Origin of the sequence: Mucilaginibacter ginkgonis, from assembly GCF_009754905.2 — a bacterium.
Classification (GTDB): domain Bacteria; phylum Bacteroidota; class Bacteroidia; order Sphingobacteriales; family Sphingobacteriaceae; genus Mucilaginibacter; species Mucilaginibacter ginkgonis.
Genome location: NZ_CP066775.1, coordinates 3,336,712 through 3,354,805, shown reverse-complemented (window position 1 = coordinate 3,354,805; position 18,094 = coordinate 3,336,712). Strand labels below are relative to the sequence as shown.

14 protein-coding genes are annotated in these 18,094 nt (G+C 45.4%); 4 read left to right on the top strand and 10 right to left on the bottom strand.

The genetic code is table 11. The features are described from left to right. From GO620_RS15545 to pdhA, 7 genes are all read right to left on the bottom strand, one after another. On the bottom strand, window positions 1-765 hold the full coding sequence (locus tag GO620_RS15545) for a hypothetical protein (protein WP_157524677.1): 765 nt from the start codon (window positions 763-765) through the stop codon (window positions 1-3). Window positions 766-794: 29 nt separating this feature from the next. After that, the gene (locus tag GO620_RS15540; RefSeq protein ID WP_157524676.1) at window positions 795-1,364 is read right to left on the bottom strand and encodes a DUF6252 family protein; all 570 of its coding nucleotides are present in this window, start codon (window positions 1,362-1,364) and stop codon (window positions 795-797) included. A gap of 153 nt (window positions 1,365-1,517) precedes the next feature. After that, a complete protein-coding gene (locus tag GO620_RS15535; protein WP_157524675.1) occupies window positions 1,518-3,296 on the bottom strand; it encodes a DUF885 domain-containing protein in 1,779 nt (592 codons plus the stop codon). Window positions 3,297-3,348: 52 nt separating this feature from the next. After that, window positions 3,349-5,190, bottom strand: coding sequence for an energy transducer TonB family protein (locus GO620_RS15530; protein WP_157524674.1), 1,842 nt, complete (start codon window positions 5,188-5,190; stop codon window positions 3,349-3,351). Beyond that, a complete protein-coding gene (locus GO620_RS15525; protein WP_157524673.1) occupies window positions 5,183-5,752 on the bottom strand; it encodes an RNA polymerase sigma factor in 570 nt (189 codons plus the stop codon). The genes GO620_RS15530 and GO620_RS15525 overlap by 8 nt, the downstream gene beginning before the upstream one ends. A gap of 153 nt (window positions 5,753-5,905) precedes the next feature. After that, complete coding sequence (locus GO620_RS15520) at window positions 5,906-7,606, bottom strand: pyruvate dehydrogenase complex dihydrolipoamide acetyltransferase (protein WP_157524672.1); 1,701 nt, start codon at window positions 7,604-7,606, stop codon at window positions 5,906-5,908. Between the two features lie 30 nt (window positions 7,607-7,636). Then, complete coding sequence (pdhA, locus tag GO620_RS15515) at window positions 7,637-8,632, bottom strand: pyruvate dehydrogenase (acetyl-transferring) E1 component subunit alpha (RefSeq protein WP_157524671.1); 996 nt, start codon at window positions 8,630-8,632, stop codon at window positions 7,637-7,639. Window positions 8,633-8,907: 275 nt separating this feature from the next. On the opposite strand from pdhA, the gene GO620_RS15510 reads away from it, so the two are divergent. Beyond that, window positions 8,908-9,468 (top strand): C40 family peptidase, encoded by a 561-nt coding sequence (locus GO620_RS15510; protein ID WP_157524670.1) that lies wholly within the window; start codon window positions 8,908-8,910, stop codon window positions 9,466-9,468. Between the two features lie 79 nt (window positions 9,469-9,547). Here GO620_RS15510 and GO620_RS15505 read toward each other — a convergent pair whose 3' ends face one another. Next, window positions 9,548-9,736 (bottom strand): hypothetical protein, encoded by a 189-nt coding sequence (locus GO620_RS15505; RefSeq protein ID WP_157524669.1) that lies wholly within the window; start codon window positions 9,734-9,736, stop codon window positions 9,548-9,550. A gap of 63 nt (window positions 9,737-9,799) precedes the next feature. Between GO620_RS15505 and GO620_RS15500 the strand changes: the two genes are divergently transcribed. Together GO620_RS15500 and GO620_RS15495 are read left to right on the top strand one after the other, a co-directional pair. Further along, a complete protein-coding gene (locus GO620_RS15500) occupies window positions 9,800-10,741 on the top strand; it encodes an SPFH domain-containing protein (protein WP_157524668.1) in 942 nt (313 codons plus the stop codon). 426 nt (window positions 10,742-11,167) lie between these two features. Beyond that, window positions 11,168-11,734, top strand: a complete 567-nt coding sequence (locus tag GO620_RS15495; RefSeq protein WP_157524667.1) for a DUF922 domain-containing protein — start codon at window positions 11,168-11,170, stop codon at window positions 11,732-11,734. 101 nt (window positions 11,735-11,835) lie between these two features. On the opposite strand, the gene GO620_RS15490 is transcribed toward GO620_RS15495, so the two are convergent. Then, window positions 11,836-14,520 (bottom strand): ligase-associated DNA damage response DEXH box helicase, encoded by a 2,685-nt coding sequence (locus GO620_RS15490; RefSeq protein WP_157524666.1) that lies wholly within the window; start codon window positions 14,518-14,520, stop codon window positions 11,836-11,838. Between the two features lie 45 nt (window positions 14,521-14,565). Between GO620_RS15490 and GO620_RS15485 the strand changes: the two genes are divergently transcribed. Then, the gene (locus GO620_RS15485; RefSeq protein WP_157524665.1) at window positions 14,566-15,201 is read left to right on the top strand and encodes a hypothetical protein; all 636 of its coding nucleotides are present in this window, start codon (window positions 14,566-14,568) and stop codon (window positions 15,199-15,201) included. 49 nt (window positions 15,202-15,250) lie between these two features. On the opposite strand, the gene GO620_RS15480 is transcribed toward GO620_RS15485, so the two are convergent. Continuing rightward, entirely contained in the window at window positions 15,251-18,085 is a 2,835-nt protein-coding gene (locus GO620_RS15480; RefSeq protein WP_157524664.1) for a M16 family metallopeptidase, read from the bottom strand. Between the last annotated feature and the right edge of the window lie 9 nt (window positions 18,086-18,094).

Here is an 18,094-nt window from a genome sequence, read left to right as displayed (position 1 = left end):
CTAGAAAGAGAAATCGATCCCTAACGTGGTTTGGAATGCATTGTAAGGCTGTCGCGTTACGTACCGGGCTGCTGCGGGGTTATTTATGGCATCGCTGTTAACATGCGGCCCTTCAGATTGCAGGTAATTGCCTTTTAACACAAAGCTAAAGGTATCGTCAACACGATAACGAATTGCTGCGCTGCCCCCGTAAGCCAGTGAACTGCCTTTAGCGCTTCTTTGATAAAAAGCTGCTGTCTGTGCAGGTGCACCGTTCAACTGCATGGTAATTTCTGGAGTAGTAGTGGTTGTCAGCGCTCCGCCAAATGCGCGTAAGTCAACAACAAAACCTTTCCAAACCGGGATAGAATATTGTGGACCTATCAAAAACGCATAGCTTTGGTAGCGGCCTGTTATACTGCCTGTAGCGCCGTCAGCTTTGTAGGATACTGCATAACCTGTAGAAATGTTGGTAGCATCATCCTGGCTAAACTGGCCCTGATCCTGATAAGAAACGGTGGCGCCAATGGCCAGATTTTTATAGAAATACACAGCTCCGTCAAGACCAAAGTTGATTCCCCTTTTGGCATAACCTGATTTATTATTGTTGTAATCAGTCGACTTAAAATCGCCAAGCGGCGAAGACAGCCCGCCAAACAAACCTATATAACTATGTACATATTCTTTTACCTCTTTTGCTTTAGCGGGCGGCGGGGTTGTAGTTTGCGCCATGGCATTAGCACCTGTTAACACAGCAATAGAGAATAATATATGGGTAAACTTCATGCGTAAGCGGAGTTGAGAATTGAATAGCATTAGTTGCTGGTGTAGGTATAAGGCAATTTGTTAAACACACCGCTGGCCACGTTAGATACATCTACCGAAGTAATATTGCCGCTGGCATCTGTGTTAACCTTCCTGGTCACAAAATTAAAGGTGCCGGTAATTACTTTCGCTACAGAGTCAACAGCAGTAACTACTATGGTACCGTCGCCGGGGCTTACGTTACCGCGTTGTATAAAAGCGTAGTTGCCGCTTGCATCCTTTTGCTGCAAAAATAATTGTGTTACTACGTTAGATGTGTTATCAACCGTATAAGTGCCAATATTAAAACCCGGTGTGTTAGAATTATTGTTGATGCGTACAGCCAGGTTCACGCGCTTTTGAGCAACTGTGGCAACGCAGTTGAACACTTTGGTTTTTGCCGCGGCGCTAAAGGCGACAGTAGTGCTAATAGTATCCGTTGGTGCCCAAGTTACACCATCAATTACTGCCTGAAGCTTTATGTTTGGATTACCAACTGTTGCCGTAACAGTTGTTTTGGTGCAACTCTGAAAAATGGCTGCCGAGGCAAGGAATATGAAAACAAGTAAAAATCTATTCATTACGTAAGTATGGCCGGCCTTATGATGGCAAAAACCATTGATTTGCAAAAATATGAATGTTAAGTGAACTACGCATGAATAAAACGCAGTTTTAACATTTAATAACAAATGCAGCCCGCTATCGAGTGGCACATTTGTTACACTTAAAGCAACTTACTTCTGCGTTTTGATCCAGTCGTTCATCTTGGCGTCCAGTACTGCTAAAGGCATAGACCCGTCTTTTAATATCTGGTTATGAAACTCTGCAAGGTTAAACTTTTTGCCCAGTTGGGTTTCTGCCCTGTTGCGCAGCTCGCGGATCTTTAATGCCCCGATCTTATAGCCTAGTGCCTGGCCGGGTATAACCATGTAGCGCTCTATTTCGGCAGTAGCGCCTTGTTCGCTTATGGCTTCATTATCCATCATATATTTAATGGCTTGCTCACGGGTCATGCCTTTGGTATGGATAGCAACGTCTACCACTAAACGTATAGCGCGGTGAATCTCGTCGCCAAGCGCGCCCATGTACTGATACGGATCTGTGTACAAACCCAGCTCTTTTCCTAAAGACTCGCAATACAACGCCCAGCCTTCTACATAGGCATTGTCAAACCCAAAACGGCGGAACTTAGGCAGCGATGTATTTTCTTGTGTAAGTGATATTTGATAGTGATGGCCCGGAATGGCTTCATGCAAAAACAGCGACTCCATACCCGATGTAGTATTGAACTTTGTCGCGTCTAAAATCGGCACATAGAAAATCCCCGGCCTGCTGCCATCCGCGCTCCCCTGGTTATACTCTGCACTGGCGGAAGCGGCACGGAATGCCTCTGTCTGCCTGATCTCAAAAGGCGTTTTTGGCACATGGTTGAACATCTTCTTTAGATTAGGCTCCATGCGCTTGTGGATATTTTCAAAAGCAGCTAATACCTGGCCTGGCGTAGTGTAAGGCATAAATTTCTTATCTGTCTTCATGTATTCGAAGAATGCCTTGAGGTCGCCCTTAAAACCAACGGCGTTTTTGATGCTGTCCATCTTTCCGCGGATGCGCGCAACCTCGCTCAAACCTAATTGGTAAATGCTATCCGGAGTCTTCTCAGTTGTAGTCTGTTGCCTTACCAGGTATCGGTACATTGCCGGCCCATCGGCAATTGACCCATAACCAGAAGTTGATCTTGCATGTGGCAGGTAAGTGCTTTTTAGATAAGCCGCAAGTCCTTTGTATGTGGGAATAACGATGCTGGTGATCGCGCTTTTATAGGCGCTGGTCAAACGTTTTTTGTCATCGTCAGAAAAAGACTTCGGGAGTGAATCTATCGGCCCGTAAAATAAACTTTTCTCGGGCGCGGCAACAACCATCGCTTCCATCTGCGGGATCATTTTTACTACCAGGCTTTTAGGCAGCACATCGCCGGCTTTAACACCTTTATCGAAATTAGCTTTCGCGGTATCGGCCCAATTTTTAAATGCGGCTAAACGCTTAAGCCAGTTATCATAATCCTTAACGGTCTTGAATGGCTGCGCACCTGTGCCTGAACCAAACTGTCCGATGGTTATTGGCAGTGCATAGAACTGGTTAAAAGGCATATATTCAAAATGGTGCTTAAAACCATCAAGGTTAATATTCATCTGGTACAGAAAAATATCATACGACAGTTTATCACCGTCATTCAGATCGTCGCGTTTATAAAGTTTTATCCTTTCCAGGTAGTTGCTATAAAATCTTTTGGCTTTTTGGATAAACGCAGCGGATCCGTCATTGGGCAATTGATCGTTATAGCGGTTATCTCCGGCGGCAGTAGCTTCTAAAGGATATAACTTTAACCGGTCTTCATAATACTCATCAAATAGCTTTGCCAGCTCTTTATTGTTAGATGACAGGTTGATCTTAGCGGGATGCTTGCACGAGGCAACGACGATTGCCAGCATAAGGAGAATGAATAACTTGCGCATTCGGGTGTTTATTTGGTCAGGTAATTATACAACAACGGTGACAGTATAACAACTAAGGCGTTACCTTGAACTTTACTGTTATCGTTTCGGGCTGATTATTAGTGTTGTGTACCCACTTCAGCTGGTCGCGTATTACATGGACGGCTTGCGTATCGGCCAGCGCGCTAACACTATCTTCTACCTTGATGTCAGACAAAGAATTATCACGATTGACGGTAAACTTCACTTTAACGGTACCTGTCTTGCCGTCGGCCGATTTGATCTTTTGATAGTTTGACAATTTATCCCAACCTATAGCCGGATGAGCACTGTCATCAAATGGTGTGAAATTTAAGCCATGTATATAACCATCGTATAAAGAAGAGTTTTTTTCTTCTAAAATGATATCGAAACGTTTACGGCTTTTAACGCGCACTTTTTGTGTTTTATAACCACTGCGGCCAACGTATAGTTCATCATCTTTATGCGCTACGATGTCGAATTCGCCATCGGCCTCTAAACGGTGCTGAATGTCTTCGGTTTTGTTCCACATTACCACCTTGGCAACAGGTTGTCCCGTTAGTATAGACACCACTCTGCCTTGAAGTAAAATAGGTGGGCCTGTACGTTTTGCCTTCCGTGCGGCAGCGGCTTTTCTGTTAGCCTCAAGTATGGCACTGTCTGCAGGGTTCATCTTATCCTTTAACGTTGACGAGGTTGTAAAAGGGATATCATCAAAGCGGTCTTTAACAGGCGTTGGTTCGCTGTTTAATGACGAAATATCGCGGCCACGCATGTTAGCACCTGCTGATCCGTTGACAACTTTTGGTTGAACCGGGCCACCCGTTGCGGCTTTCCTGGAGTTTAAATTCTTTTGCGCGACCAGTGCTGAGTCCGGCTTGGCAATACCCGCAGGAACTTTCGTAATGACCTGCGCTGGTGGGGCTGATTTTTGCACGCTGACCGTAGACACCACCACATCGCTCGCCGGCGGAATGATCACTGTTGTTTCGTTATGTTTTTGTATCAGCTGCTGCATGGCAGTAGGCTTTTTTTTCGACTCGATCACTACAGGTTTCTGCTCCTTTAGCACAGGAGGCGACACCGTAATTGGTTTCGTAGCAGCGCTATTGAGTGCTGTGCCCGGGATATTTTTTGCTGTATTAGCTGCCTGCTTATTTGCAACTTTCGTGGCCGGTGTATTGACAAGCGCCGCAGTTGTTATTGTAGCAGGCTTTAGTGTGAGTGACCTGGTTACAGCTATTTTGTCTGTCGATGGCTTTTCTGCAGATAAGGACTGCGTGCTGGGTTGAGTTGCCTGCCCGGCCGACATCCTTTTTCGCAAAGCATAAGGCATCCTGTTTAAATCGGCGATGACCGTGGATGGATGTACGCTGCCGGCGGTCGGGTCTGCTTTGCGGGCAGGTTGTGATTGTTTATTTAACGTATCCTTTTTTTTTTCGGCAGAGTCACGCCTGAGTGAATCGAGCGTATGCAGGCTGACATCAACCTTTCTGACCGTATCTTTTTTAATCGTATCGACCGGCACAACGCTCATAACAGCGGGACCTTGTATCACAGGCGGAATTTCTGCTTTTTTGTGTTGCGGAACGCCGACCAGTATCCACCATGCAGCTACTAAGGCAAAACCTATTACCGCTATAGTAGCGATGATAAGCAGGCGCAAATTAAATGGCCGCTTTTCTTCTTCATCAAACCCTATCCTGATCTTCAACCTTTGCTTAAGTACATCAAGGTTCTCTAATTGGCTCTCGCACGCTGAGTAGCCTTCAACAGCATCCGCCAAAAAGGGGTCATTCAGCGTAGCACGCTCAAATAGGTGCATGGCATGCGCGTCCAGTTCGCCACGCAGGTACTGCTCTATAGTTAATATGTCGTTACTGCCGTTAACCACCGTTGTTCTCCATGCAAATTTTTAGGTTGCGCTTACCATTTTGAATAAAGCTTTTAACCTCATTCATGCTAAAGCCCGTATTTTCTGCAACCTGTTTATAGGTTTTCTCTTTTAAATAAAACAAGCTTACACATTGCTGCTGCTGCTCATTTAGCTTGGCCATGCACTTGTCTAAACTCATAAAGTAACCTTCCTTATCGCCATCTTCAAGATGCTTTTCAAAGGCAGATTCCATAACGTCGTCCAAATTTTCGAACTTAAACCTGTAACCCGCCCTTATCTGCATTAGGCAATGGTTACGGGTAAATACGTAAAGCCAGCTCTTAAAATTTTTGATCTCGAACTTATTTACCTTAATGGTAAGTCCTTCAAAGATCTGCATTACCGCGTCTTTACTCACCTCTTCGTCGCCCAGGTATTTAAGGCACACACCAAATACAAGCGGCATGTATTTTTCAAAAAGATCACCCAGGTAAATAAGGTCGCCGCTTTGCCGGAAATGCTCCAGCAACACTTCGTCACTTACCTCGGTAGGTTTCGATCTTTTGCCAAACCAACTCATTTACAGCGTAAAATAATTTTTTTCGGTGGTTTATGAAAATCGGCTGTAACTTTTGCCAATGGATTGCGTATGCGATGCCTCAATCAAGAAATATCCGGCAATAAAAAAGCCCCGTCTATTTGGACGGGGCTCTGATATTTTAAGCGGTTCAGCTTATATAAGCAACCTTACCGGCTCTTCTAACAGATTTTTAAGGGTTTGCAGGAATTGTGCAGCAGTAGCGCCGTCAACCACGCGGTGGTCCGAACTTAGCGTTACTTTCATGACATTACCCGGAACAACCGCGCCATTCTTAACAACCGGTATCTGCTGTATACCGCTTACCGCCAGGATACAAGCGTTAGGCGTGTTAATGATGGCAGTAAATTCGTCAACACCGAACATACCCAAGTTTGATATGGTAAAGGTTGAGCCTTCCATCTCGGCAGGCTGCAGTTTTTTGCCTTTAGCCTTCTGCGCAAACTCTTTTACCTCAACAGAAAGGTGGCTCAAAGTTTTACCATCCGCAAATTTGATAACAGGTACCAATAGGCCTTCGTCCACAGCTACGGCAACGCCAATGTTTACATGCTCATTAAAACGGATCTTATCTCCTAACCAGGATGAGTTAATTGCCGGATGTTGTTTCAATGCAACCGCGCAAGCCTTAACTACAAAATCGTTAAATGATATTTTAACAGGAGCAACCTCGTTTATTTTGCCACGTGCCGCAATAGCCGCGTCCATATCGATAGACATAGTCACATAGAAGTGCGGAGCCGTAAACAAGCTTTCTGATAAACGCTTACCAATGGTTTTACGCATTTGCGTAACCGGCTTCTCGGTAAATTTCTCTTCGCCTAAAACGGTTGGTAAACTTATCGGCGCTTTAGCTTCTTTCGCAGGGGCAGCTTCTTGTTTCTGTGCTTCTTCTGCGTGCTGTTTATTTATGGTTTCGGTAGATGGTGTGAACTCTTCTACATCTTTTTTTACAATTCGGCCATTCTCTGCGCTGCCTTTAACATCATTTAAGTTAATGCCTTTATCCTTTGCGATCTTACGCGCAAGCGGAGAGGCTTTAACACGGCTATCATCGGCATTAGATGTTTCTTTTGCAGGTGTTGCAGCCGGCGCAGCATTGTTTTGAGCAGCAGGTGCTTTATCTTCTTCTATGGGTGCTTCCGCAGGGACCGCAGCGGTCTCACCGCCGCTTTGAAGCAAAGGAGTAATATCGGTACCTTCTTTACCTACTATAGCAATGATACCATTTACAGGAACACCTTCGCCTTCCTTTACACTCAGATATAATAAGGTACCTTCTTCATAGCCAACCACTTCCATGGTGGCTTTATCGGTAGCTACATCAGCTAAAGAATCGTCAGACTTGATTTTATCACCAACCTTAAAGTTCCACTTTTCAATAACGCCTTCAGTCATGGTGTCGCTAAGGGCCGGCATGCGGATCACCGTTGCCGGAATGCTTGAAAGATCGACCGCAGGCTTTGCAGCTTCTGCAGGCTGTTGTTCTGCGGGTGCAGATGAGTTTGCATCTGCCGATGGTTGCGGCGCGGGAGCTGCTGCAGTATCGGCAGACTTAGCAGCGCCTTCGCCCTCAAGGGCAGCTTTGTAATCTTCGCCCTCTTTACCAAGAACGGCAATTACCTTGTCAACCTCGGCAGCAGCACCTTCTTCTACGCCAATATATAACAAAGTACCATCCTGGTACGACTCGAAGTCCATTGTTGCCTTATCGGTTTCGATTTCGGCCAACAGGTCTCCTGATTTTATTTTATCGCCAACTTTTTTATGCCACTTAGCAATAACACCTTCGGTCATGGTGTCGCTCATTTTGGGCATCTTTACTACTTCGGCCATTTCTTACAGATAAATATTTGTAGGGTGTTATTAGTCCATTATATAAGGGTAATCTTTCTGCACATACACATCTGTGTACAACTCAGAAGGATCTGGCCATGGCGACTCTTCAGAAAACTTGACTGACTCGTCTACCTGTGCCTTTACTTTAGCGTCTATCTCTTCAAACCATTTCTCGTCGGCATAACCCTCCTTTTCAATGGTTTGTTTAACTATCTCTATAGGGTCTTTAGCTTTATAGCTTTCTACCTCTTCTTTAGTACGATACTTTTGCGGGTCAGACATGGAGTGACCTTTGTAACGATAGGTACGTATCTCAAGGAAAGTTGGGCCTTCGCCTGCGCGTGCACGATCAACTGCCTCATTCATGGCATTGTGGACTGCAACCGGGTCCATACCATCAACCGGAGATGACGGGATGCCATAAGGTATACCCAATTTGTAAATATCAGTTTCTATAGATGTACGCTCAACAGAAGTACCCATGGCGTATCCGTTGTTCTCGCAAACAAAGATCACCGGCAGTTTCCATAAAGCAGCCATGTTAAAAGTCTCGTTCAAGGCACCCTGGCGTACGGCACCATCACCCATGTAAGCAACACAAACGTTATCTGTACCGGCATATTTCTCGGCAAAGGCTATACCTGCACCCAGCGGGATTTGGCCGCCCACAATGCCATGACCGCCAAAGAACTTGTTCTCTTTGTCGAACATGTGCATCGATCCTCCTTTACCTTTAGAGCAACCGGTTGCTTTGCCATATAATTCGGCCATTACAGCATTAGGATGAGTTCCTTTTGCCAAAGCATGAGCATGGTCGCGATAAGCAGTGATCAGGCTGTCTTCATGTTTCAACACAGACATAGTACCGGCCATAACAGCTTCCTGACCTATATATAAGTGGCAAAAGCCCCTGATTTTTTGCTGTCCGTATAACTGACCCGCTTTTTCTTCAAATTTGCGCATCAGCAGCATAGACTCATACCATTTAAGATAGGTGTCTTTATTTATCTCGATCGAGCTCATTTGCTAAACAATTGTGTTATTCTTTATAAAGGAAGGCAAATCTAAATATATCCGCCGAATAATCGAAACTGCATTAAGTTTGTTATTAAATATATACACAGGTGACAATCGCCTGCCGGCTATTTAACTAAAAGCTGTGGATAATTAACCTAAAATTTATTTTCTTTCTGATTTGCATTGTTAGGGGAAAACTATAACTTTGTACTCAACAATAGACACCAGTGTCCAGTTTAATAAACGAATTGTTGTTACTGACCCAACAAACTACTGATTAAATGAAGAAAATTGTCCTTGCTATTGCTCTGTTTACAAGCGTTTTAAGCGCTCAAGCCCAAACAAAAAGCGTTCCAGTTGAGAAACCTGCCGAAGAAGAACAAAGCCTTGCTAAAGACTATTTTTCACAAGTAATGGGAGTTGCCCTTTCCGCAACATCAAACGTTAAGCTGTTTCAATTTGTATACGACTGGATAGGTACCCCTTACCGTTTCGGCGGGCAGACCAAAAGAGGTATTGATTGCTCTGCCTTTACCAAAGAACTTTATACCAACGTTTTTAACTTAACCATCAAACGCAGTTCACGCGACATTTTTAGCATGGTTAACCCTGTTGGTAAAGATGAGCTGAAAGAAGGCGACCTGGTTTTCTTTAAAATACACAGCCGCAGCATATCACACGTTGGTATTTATTTAGGCGATGGCCGTTTTGCACATGCATCTATGAAAGGTGTGGCCATTAGCAACCTGCAAGACCCATATTACAGCCGTTATTTTTATAAAGGCGGCCGCTTGTTAGATACCTTTAAAGACCAGCTCGAAAAATCAAGCGACGTGCAGTAATTGCATACATTATCCAGACCTAATTATAAATCTGATATATACCATTAACCCTCTCTGCCGAGAGGGTTTTTTTATGGAATTATTTGGCGTTATCCGTAGTATTGCGCACCAAGCCCATACCGGAGAAGAAGAAGATTATTGAGATGATACCTACTACAATAAGTGTGGTGTATTGGCCGCTGTGCTGAATGATCTCCACACCGGTGTAGATCAAGCCAATAATACCTAAAATGGTAAGGATGGCGCCGAATGTACGTTTTAAGTTCATAGTGATTTGTTTGAAAATGATTAACTTAACTGAAATTATAGATATAAAATTCAATAGCATATAATGACAACTTCTGCAATTTTGTTTTACTTATTACTGGTGATTATTATTGTCACTTTATACTCTTGCGCGGTAACCATTCAGCAAGGCACCATCGGCGTAATAACCGTGTTTGGCAAATACCGCCGCATAATGCTGCCCGGCTTAAACTTTAAGGTTCCGTTTGTAGAGCAATTGTATACCCGCATTTCTATACAGAACCGTTCCGTGGAGCTGGAATTCCAGGCCGTCACTATAGACCAGGCCAATGTATATTTTAAAGCCATGCTGTTGTACTCAGTCCTTGATCAGCAGGAAGAAACCATTAAGAATGTGGCTTTCAAATTTTTAGACGATCGTAACCTCATGCAGGCCCTGATACGCACCATCGAGGGTTCTATCCGTGCTTTTGTGGCAACTAAAAAACAAGCAGATGTACTGATCCTCCGCAAAGACATCGTTGAGCATGTAAAGGAACAGATAGACCAGATACTGGAAGGCTGGGGTTACCACCTGCAAGACCTGCAGTTGAATGACATTACCTTCGACGAGGTGATCATGAAATCTATGAGCCAAGTGGTGGCTTCAAACAACCTGAAAGCCGCTGCCGAAAATGAGGGCCAGGCGTTGCTAATCACCAAAACCAAAGCTGCAGAAGCGGAGGGTAATGCTATAAAGATAGCCGCCGAGGCCGAGCGCCAGGCATCGCAACTGCGTGGGCAGGGAGTGGCCTTGTTCCGCGAGGAAGTGGCTAAGGGTATGACCGTTGCCGCCAAAGAAATGTCGCAAGCCAATATGGATACTTCTGTGATCCTGTTTACCATGTGGACCGAGTCGATCAAGCACTTCGCGGAAAACTCGCAGGGCAACGTGATCTTCCTGGATGGCAGTGCCGAAAACATGGAGCGTACCATGAAGGAGATGATGAGTTTGAATATGCTGCATCAGACGCAGGAGAAGAAGTAGCTGTTGTTGCATATTATTAGAGCTGAATGAAAGGGTCGCTTGTATTGCTGGTGATGTATGTTGGCATAGTGCTTTTATCAATAGCTGTAAGGCGGTTAACTATCAACATAAAATCTTATTGGGCATACTTAATTCTACCTCTTTACTTAATTGCCATTGGTATTTATGTCTATCTTATGTTCTGGCTGACGGAGTATCTAAGAGATAAAAAAATCTACTTAGATATGGGGCATGCTGACATTGGCATATTTTTACTCTTTATAATTAGCTGCGTTACTTCACTAGCCTTTATAATCAATATAATCTTAGTGCGGCAAAATAAAAAGGTGTAATAAAAGATTTATCGCTTTTAAACGTTCTTCATCAAACGGAGTCATAACAAGGCTACGCTACCTGATTAATTTAATTTTTACTATTGATTAAACAATGACGTTGAGATTTGTGAGGGTGATCTGTGTGATCGCTGTTGTGTTTTTTGCCGGCTTGCGCTCCGTAAACGCGCAAGCCTACCGCCAACTTTCCTCTTTTGATTTTAAGGGCACGCCTATGCCCGGGGGCTATATCGCTTACACCAATTGTTCTATAGATTATACCTACCAACCCGTTTGGATGGATGGTTACTACAAGCTTAAGATCAACGTAAACGTGCAGGTAAATAAAAACCGCAGCTGGATAGACCGCAGCAGAGTGAATAACCCCGAGATGCTTGCCGAAGTGCTGAAACATGAGCAGGGCCATTACATTTTCGCTTACATGATGCAGCAGGAAATGATGGATGCCGGAAACAAAATGCGCTTTGGTAATGACTATGACAAACAGGTTTCCCTGGTGCTAAACCGCATCAAAAACAAATACAAACAGCTTAACGACGATTACGACGACGATACCGAGCACATGACCAACCACGTGCAGCAAAAAAGCTGGGACATGTATTTCAGGCAGTCGCTGGGCAACCGCTATGCTAACGTGGTTACGGTAAGCCAAGCCAGATAACATTTATATAGGCGTCATTGCGAGACCGGGACGGGAGAAGCAATCTCATCATAGCCAAAGAGTTTAAGTCGGGAATTGCCACCCTACGCGTGACCTTGGGTTTATCCTTTCTTTTTAATACTCCTGGTCCTCAGCGTGTAACCCCGTGGCGCAGTAAAGCCATGGCGTTTCGGCTCTTCGGGGCGCTCCTCTTCGGCTTTGTTCTTTTTGCGCGGGGTTACTTCCACGTCATAATCGCGGGCCATTTTAGTTACCCGGTCTTCCAGGCTTTCGGTGGTAAGTTTCTCGCGCAGGCTGTCAACCATTATCGGGAAGGCAAACGGCGTTGGCCGTTCAATTTCTTTAACAACCACGTCTTGCTTACTGATACGCTGCAAGGCGATGCGCAACCGGAACTCTTCTAACTGGAATGCCAGGGCCTCGTTGTACGCCTGACGCACCAATAGGTTGTTTGGCTCATATTCACTAAAAACATCAAACAACAATGAAGTTGAGGCCTGCAAATGCCTGTTTTTAACCGGCTGTCCCGGGTAGCCCGTAAACACCAGCCCACCAATGTGTGCAATATCCCTGAAACGGCGGCGCGCCATTTCATTGGCGTTCAGGCTGTGCTGTATATCTTCTAACAGGTTATGGATAGTAAACAGGTCCTGCTCCAAGGCTTCCTGAAGCCAAACGTCGTCATCGGTCAGCAACTCAAAGCCATAATCATTCATGGCGATGGAGAAAGTCGCCGGCTTTATTTTCGAAATACGGTAGGCAAAAAGTGACGCCATACCCTCATGTACCAGCCTGCCTTCAAAAGGATAGAATAACAAATGGTGCCCTTCGCGCGACTTGAACGACTCGATCAAAAACTGATGGCTTTGCGGCAACACCGACAGTTGCGACTGCAGATCGAAAAGTGGTTTAAGCGCGATAACTTCTTCGTCTTTCTCAATGCCACGTGCAACCTCGTCCAGCTTATCACGAAATACCGCCGCCAGTTGTGATGATAAAGGCATCCGCCCGCCCAACCAACTTGGTATCAATCCCTTTTTAGCATTAGACTTTTTGACGTTCGCAGTCATCTCCTTTACGTTCACAAACTCCAGACTGCGGCCGGCAAACCAGAACGTGTCGCCCGGTTTAAGTTTAGAAATGAAGTATTCTTCAATGTTACCCAGTGAACCGCCATGCAGCAGTTTTACCCGTAAACTTACCTCGCTGGTGATAGTACCGATGCTTAAGCGGTGCCGCATAGCCACCCGGCGGTTGTTTACTTTATAAACGCCATTCTCTACTTCTACCTTTAAGAACTCGTCATACTGCGATAATGTGCTGCCGCCGGTAGTAATGAAGTCCAGCAGTTGGCCGAATTCTTCGCGGCGCAGGTCGGCGAAGGCGTAAGTACTTTTTATTTCCTCGAACAGTTCATTAGCGCGGAAACCATCAGACACGGCCAGCGTCACCATATACTGGATCAGTACGTCCATTGCCAGCAATATTGGGTCGCGGCTTTCGAAATTGCCGTTAATCATGGCCTGTTTCAGCGCCGCGCCTTCTAATAATTCTAGTGAGTGAGTCGGAATAAACCATACCCGCGAGGTCGCTCCCGGGTGGTGCCCGCTGCGGCCGGCACGCTGCATAAACCTGGCAACGCCTTTTGGACTGCCCACCTGTATGACAGTATCAACCGGTCTGAAATCGACACCCAAATCCAGGCTTGATGTGCACACCACCAATTTCAATGCTTGCGCGTGTAAGGCCTGCTCTACCCAATTACGCAGCTCGTTGTCCAGCGAGCCGTGGTGCATGGCCATGATGCCTGCATATTCAGGATAGTTATCTAATATGGCATGGTACCAAATCTCCGACTGGCTGCGGGTATTGGTAAAGATCAACGTGGTATTGCTTTTAGCAACAATGTCCATCACCTCGGGCAATAACGCTAAACCAATGTGCCCCGTCCACGAATAGCTTTCTATATTCTGCGGAATTACAGATTTGATGACGATATTCTTCTCAATATTAGCCCTGACCATCCGTATCTGCTCAGGCGGAAAGCTATTACCTAATAGCACTTCGGCAGCTTGCTCCAGGTTACCAATGGTAGCAGAGATACCCCAGATCTTGAGCTGGGAATTGTGAGTGGTGAGCTGTGGATTGTTCGCGAAAAATGGGTTATTGCTGATGCTTACCTCAGCACCTTCTCCTTTAGAGAGAGCAGAGGGAGAGGTCAGATCTCTTATTAACCCTGCCAGTTTCCTTATTTTACTCAAGCCAAGCTCTACCTGCACGCCGCGTTTTGTTCCTAACAACTCGTGCCATTCGTCTATAACTACAACCTCCAGGTTTTGAAAGATCTTTGGGTAATCTTTTTGCGCCAGCATCAGGTGCAGGCTCTCGGGGGTGGTTAACAGCACTTCCGGCAGTTTACGTTTTAGCGCTTGCTTTTCAGCCAATGGTGTGTCACCTGTTCGGGTGCCTATCACCCACGGAATATCCAGTTCATCGCAAACTTCCTGCATGGCCTTGCGGATGTCGTTTGTCAAAGCGCGCAATGGCGTTATCCAGAGCATACGTAAACCATTGTTGGTGCGCTTTTGATAGGCGTCGGGATACTTGTTGATATAACCTTCCAGAAATGGCAGAAATAACCCGAATGTTTTACCGCTTCCTGTAGGTGCGTTCAGCAGGCCAGAATAGCCATTCAGGTACGCCTCTTCCATTTCTAACTGAAACGGAAATTGCTTCCACTTTTTGGCTTTGAACCAATCTCGTATAACCTGCTGTCCTTTAGTCATCAACTCTAAATACATAAACGGTACAATACTTGTTTATGTTGAGCCATGTTACGCAAATTTTTCCTGTTCGCCACATTGCCTTTAATAGCAGCATGCTCGTCTGCCCACAACGAGAAGAAAATTACGGATACCGACTCGACCGCTGTAGCAGCGGTAGAAGCCAAAATTGAAGCACCGTCTCCCGCGTACCTTATCATTCCGGGAAAAAGCATCGGCAACACGCGCCTGAATGAAAACTTAGATTCTGTTATGGATAAGTTAGGCCGCCCCGACAAGAGCGACGCGGCAATGGGCTCGTCATTCCATACCTGGTTTGCCAAACATGATACGGCAGATTATCAGACAGATATATTTGCCCATCACAATTACGACGGCAAACATGACGATATCAGCTATGTCAAAGTGATCCGCGTTACATCGCCTGCATTTAAAACCGCCGAAAATTTACATACCGGCTTAGCCATACAAGACATTGCCCGGCATTTTAAGCTAAATCATGTTGCTACATACACCAGGGGAGCAGACAGCCTAAAGGTTTATTACGACAGGCAAGCGGGCATCTCTTTCGAGATCGATAATACAGGGAAATGTACGGGCATAACAGTCCATCAGGCCGGGGACAGCACCATGACTTACTTATCTCTATATCCCGACAGGAAACGGGTAGATATAAAAAAGTAAAAGAGGCGCATTCGCGCCTCTTTTACTCAATAACCTGTGCGGATATTTTTTACTTCTTCTCCGGATATAATACAAGATTGATTTGGTTCGCGCCAAAATATTTGTTGGCCGCATCCTTGACAGTTTGCGGTGTAACCTGATCCAGGTTTTTGATATGATCGTTGATCAGATCGGGATTTGTGCCATTTTGAGCCGACCCTGTTAAATAGGTAGCCCAGAAATTGTTCTCTTTCAACTGCACTTCGGTCGAACGTTTTTCTTCGGCAGCGAATTTTTCGATGTCGACTTTCTCAGGCCCGTTTTGCTTGATCTTGGCGATCTCTTCCATCGCGGCGTTGATCAGCTTATCAACGTTAGCCGGTGCACAGCTAAAACTGATAGTAATATTATAACGGCCAACCGGGATTTTGCTGTAAGATGCCTGTATGCGGGGTGAATAAACACCGCTTTCCTTCTCGCGCAGGCGTTCTATTAATTTAATATTTACAACCTCTTCTAAGGCATCTAATTGCAGGTTGTTGGCTTCGTTATAATCGTAGTTGCCGGTCCACACCAGGTCGACAACGCTTTTATCGCCAATGCCTTTGTAAACACTTTTGGTAAACTTGCCCATTGGCGTGCGTATGCCCAGGTCTTTATACGACTGATGTTTTGCATCGGCAGGTAAACTGCCCAGATATTGTTCAAGCAATGGCTTTATTTTCTCCGGATCGAAGTTTCCTACAAACGTAAATGTGAAGTCGCCGGCATCTGCGAAGCGCTCTTTGTAGAAATTATAAGCCTTGTCCAGGCTTACTTTATCCAACTGGTTAGCGGTAGTGGTCATCCGGCGGAAGCTATGATTGCTCAGTACAGCGGTAACCGTATCGCTAAATACAGACTGCGGGTCGAGGCTGCGGTTTTGCAAAACACTGCGGTATTGCTCCACATTAGATTGCCAAACATCAGCATCTTTGCGCGGCTGTGTAAAGTACAGGTACACCAATTGCAACGCAGTCTCCAGGTCTTTCGGTGAAGTACTGCCGGCAATGCCCTCGGTAGTTTCGTTTATAAACGGCGTGATGGAAACATTTTTACCTGCCAGCATTTTACTTAATTGAATTTGCGTAAGCTGCCCAACACCACTGCTGGCAATAACGCCATCCGCAAAATTATCAGACACAAAATCGGCATCAGGTGCCAGAGACGTGCCGCCGAAACTAAACCCGCGGATCAATATTTCATTGTTTTTAAAGTCTGTAGGTTTCAGGATCACCTTTACGCCATTGCCAAGCGTAAGCATGGTAGTACCTACAGCGGCATCTTTTGATTCCGACGCCACCTTTCCGGGCGCCGGCAGCTTCTCTATTAAAGGTTTATTGCTCACATTATCTACATAAGCTGTCACCTTGTTACGGCTGTTCACCCAGCTTAAAACAGTAGCCTCTGCCGGTAGTTTATCTTTGTCTTTGTCTGCAGCCATGATGATCACATCGCGGTTTTGGTCGCTGATAAACTTGCCGGCAAGTGAGTTGATATCGGCTAATTTGATACCGGCCAGGTGTTGTTTGTAGAAATTATATTCCCAATTGATACCGGGTATGGGTTCTTTTTGCAAGAAGTTACGCTGATATTCGCCGACAAAAGACACGGATGGTGTCTTGTCACGCTCGCGCCATTGATTTTCCATGGCGGTCATTGTCGACTCTTTTGCACGGGCCAACTCAGTTTCGGTAAACCCAAACTCGCGTGCACGCTCTGTCTCGTCGAGTACGGCATCGATAGCAGTCTTTAATTTATCTGCCGATTTTGCCACGGCAAATTCTGTCAAGGCATCTTGCCCGCCCAAAAATCCACCATAATTTACCTGACCGAATAGATAAGGCGGATCTGCTTTTTGCGTCAGTTCGCTTAAACGGTTGTTAAGCATCGCGTTAAAAAGGGCAACTTTTATGTCGCGCAGGTAACCGGTTTCCGTATTGTCTTCAACCTTAGCATGCTTAATAAAGATTTGCGCCATAGTGTAAGGGAATTCCTTATCGGTGGCGATCTTTACCTTAGTTCCGGCGCGGAAAGGCACGTTGTATTTGGTCCTCAGTTTTTCTTTTGCCGGATTTTTTAAGGCCGAAAAATTTTGTTTGATCAACTGCTCAACCTGCTTAGGATCAAAATCACCTACAGCCACAACAGCCTGCAGATCGGGCCTGTACCAGTCGTGGTAAAAGCTCTTTATCGTTTCGGGTTTGAAGTTATTCAGGATGTCTACTTTTCCTATCGGCAAACGCTGCGCATAGCGCGAGTTGTTTAATACCACAGGCAGCCATTGCTGCTGCAAACGCTGCTGTGCGTTTTTCCCGCGCAGGCGCTCCTCTTCCAAAACCACACCGCGTTCGCTATTGATCTGGTCTGTGTCGAAGCTTACGTAACCTGCCCAATTGGCCAGGATCGAAAATCCTTTTGCAAATACCTTCGCACTGTCTGTTGGCAATGGTAATTGGTATACTGTCTCGTCAAAGCTGGTATAAGCATTTAAATCCGCACCGAATTTTACACCCGATTTCTGCAGATAATCTACCAACTGGTTCTTCGGAAAATCGCGGGTTCCGTTAAATGCCATGTGCTCTGTAAAGTGCGCAAGGCCTTGTTGTGCATCGTTCTCTAAAACAGAGCCTGCCTTATTTACCAGGTAAAGCTCTGCACGGTTTTTTGGCTGAACGTTTTTGCGGATGTAGTAAGTTAAACCGTTTGGCAAATTGCCAATGATAACCGCGGGGTCAACCGGTATTGGCTTACCTGTATTTCCAATAGCAACTTTTTTAATTGTAACAGGTCTTTTTTGCGCGTATGCGCCTGTTCCTGCTACCAGTAAAACAGCAGCACAAGCATATAAACTTTTAAGATTCATTTGTATTGG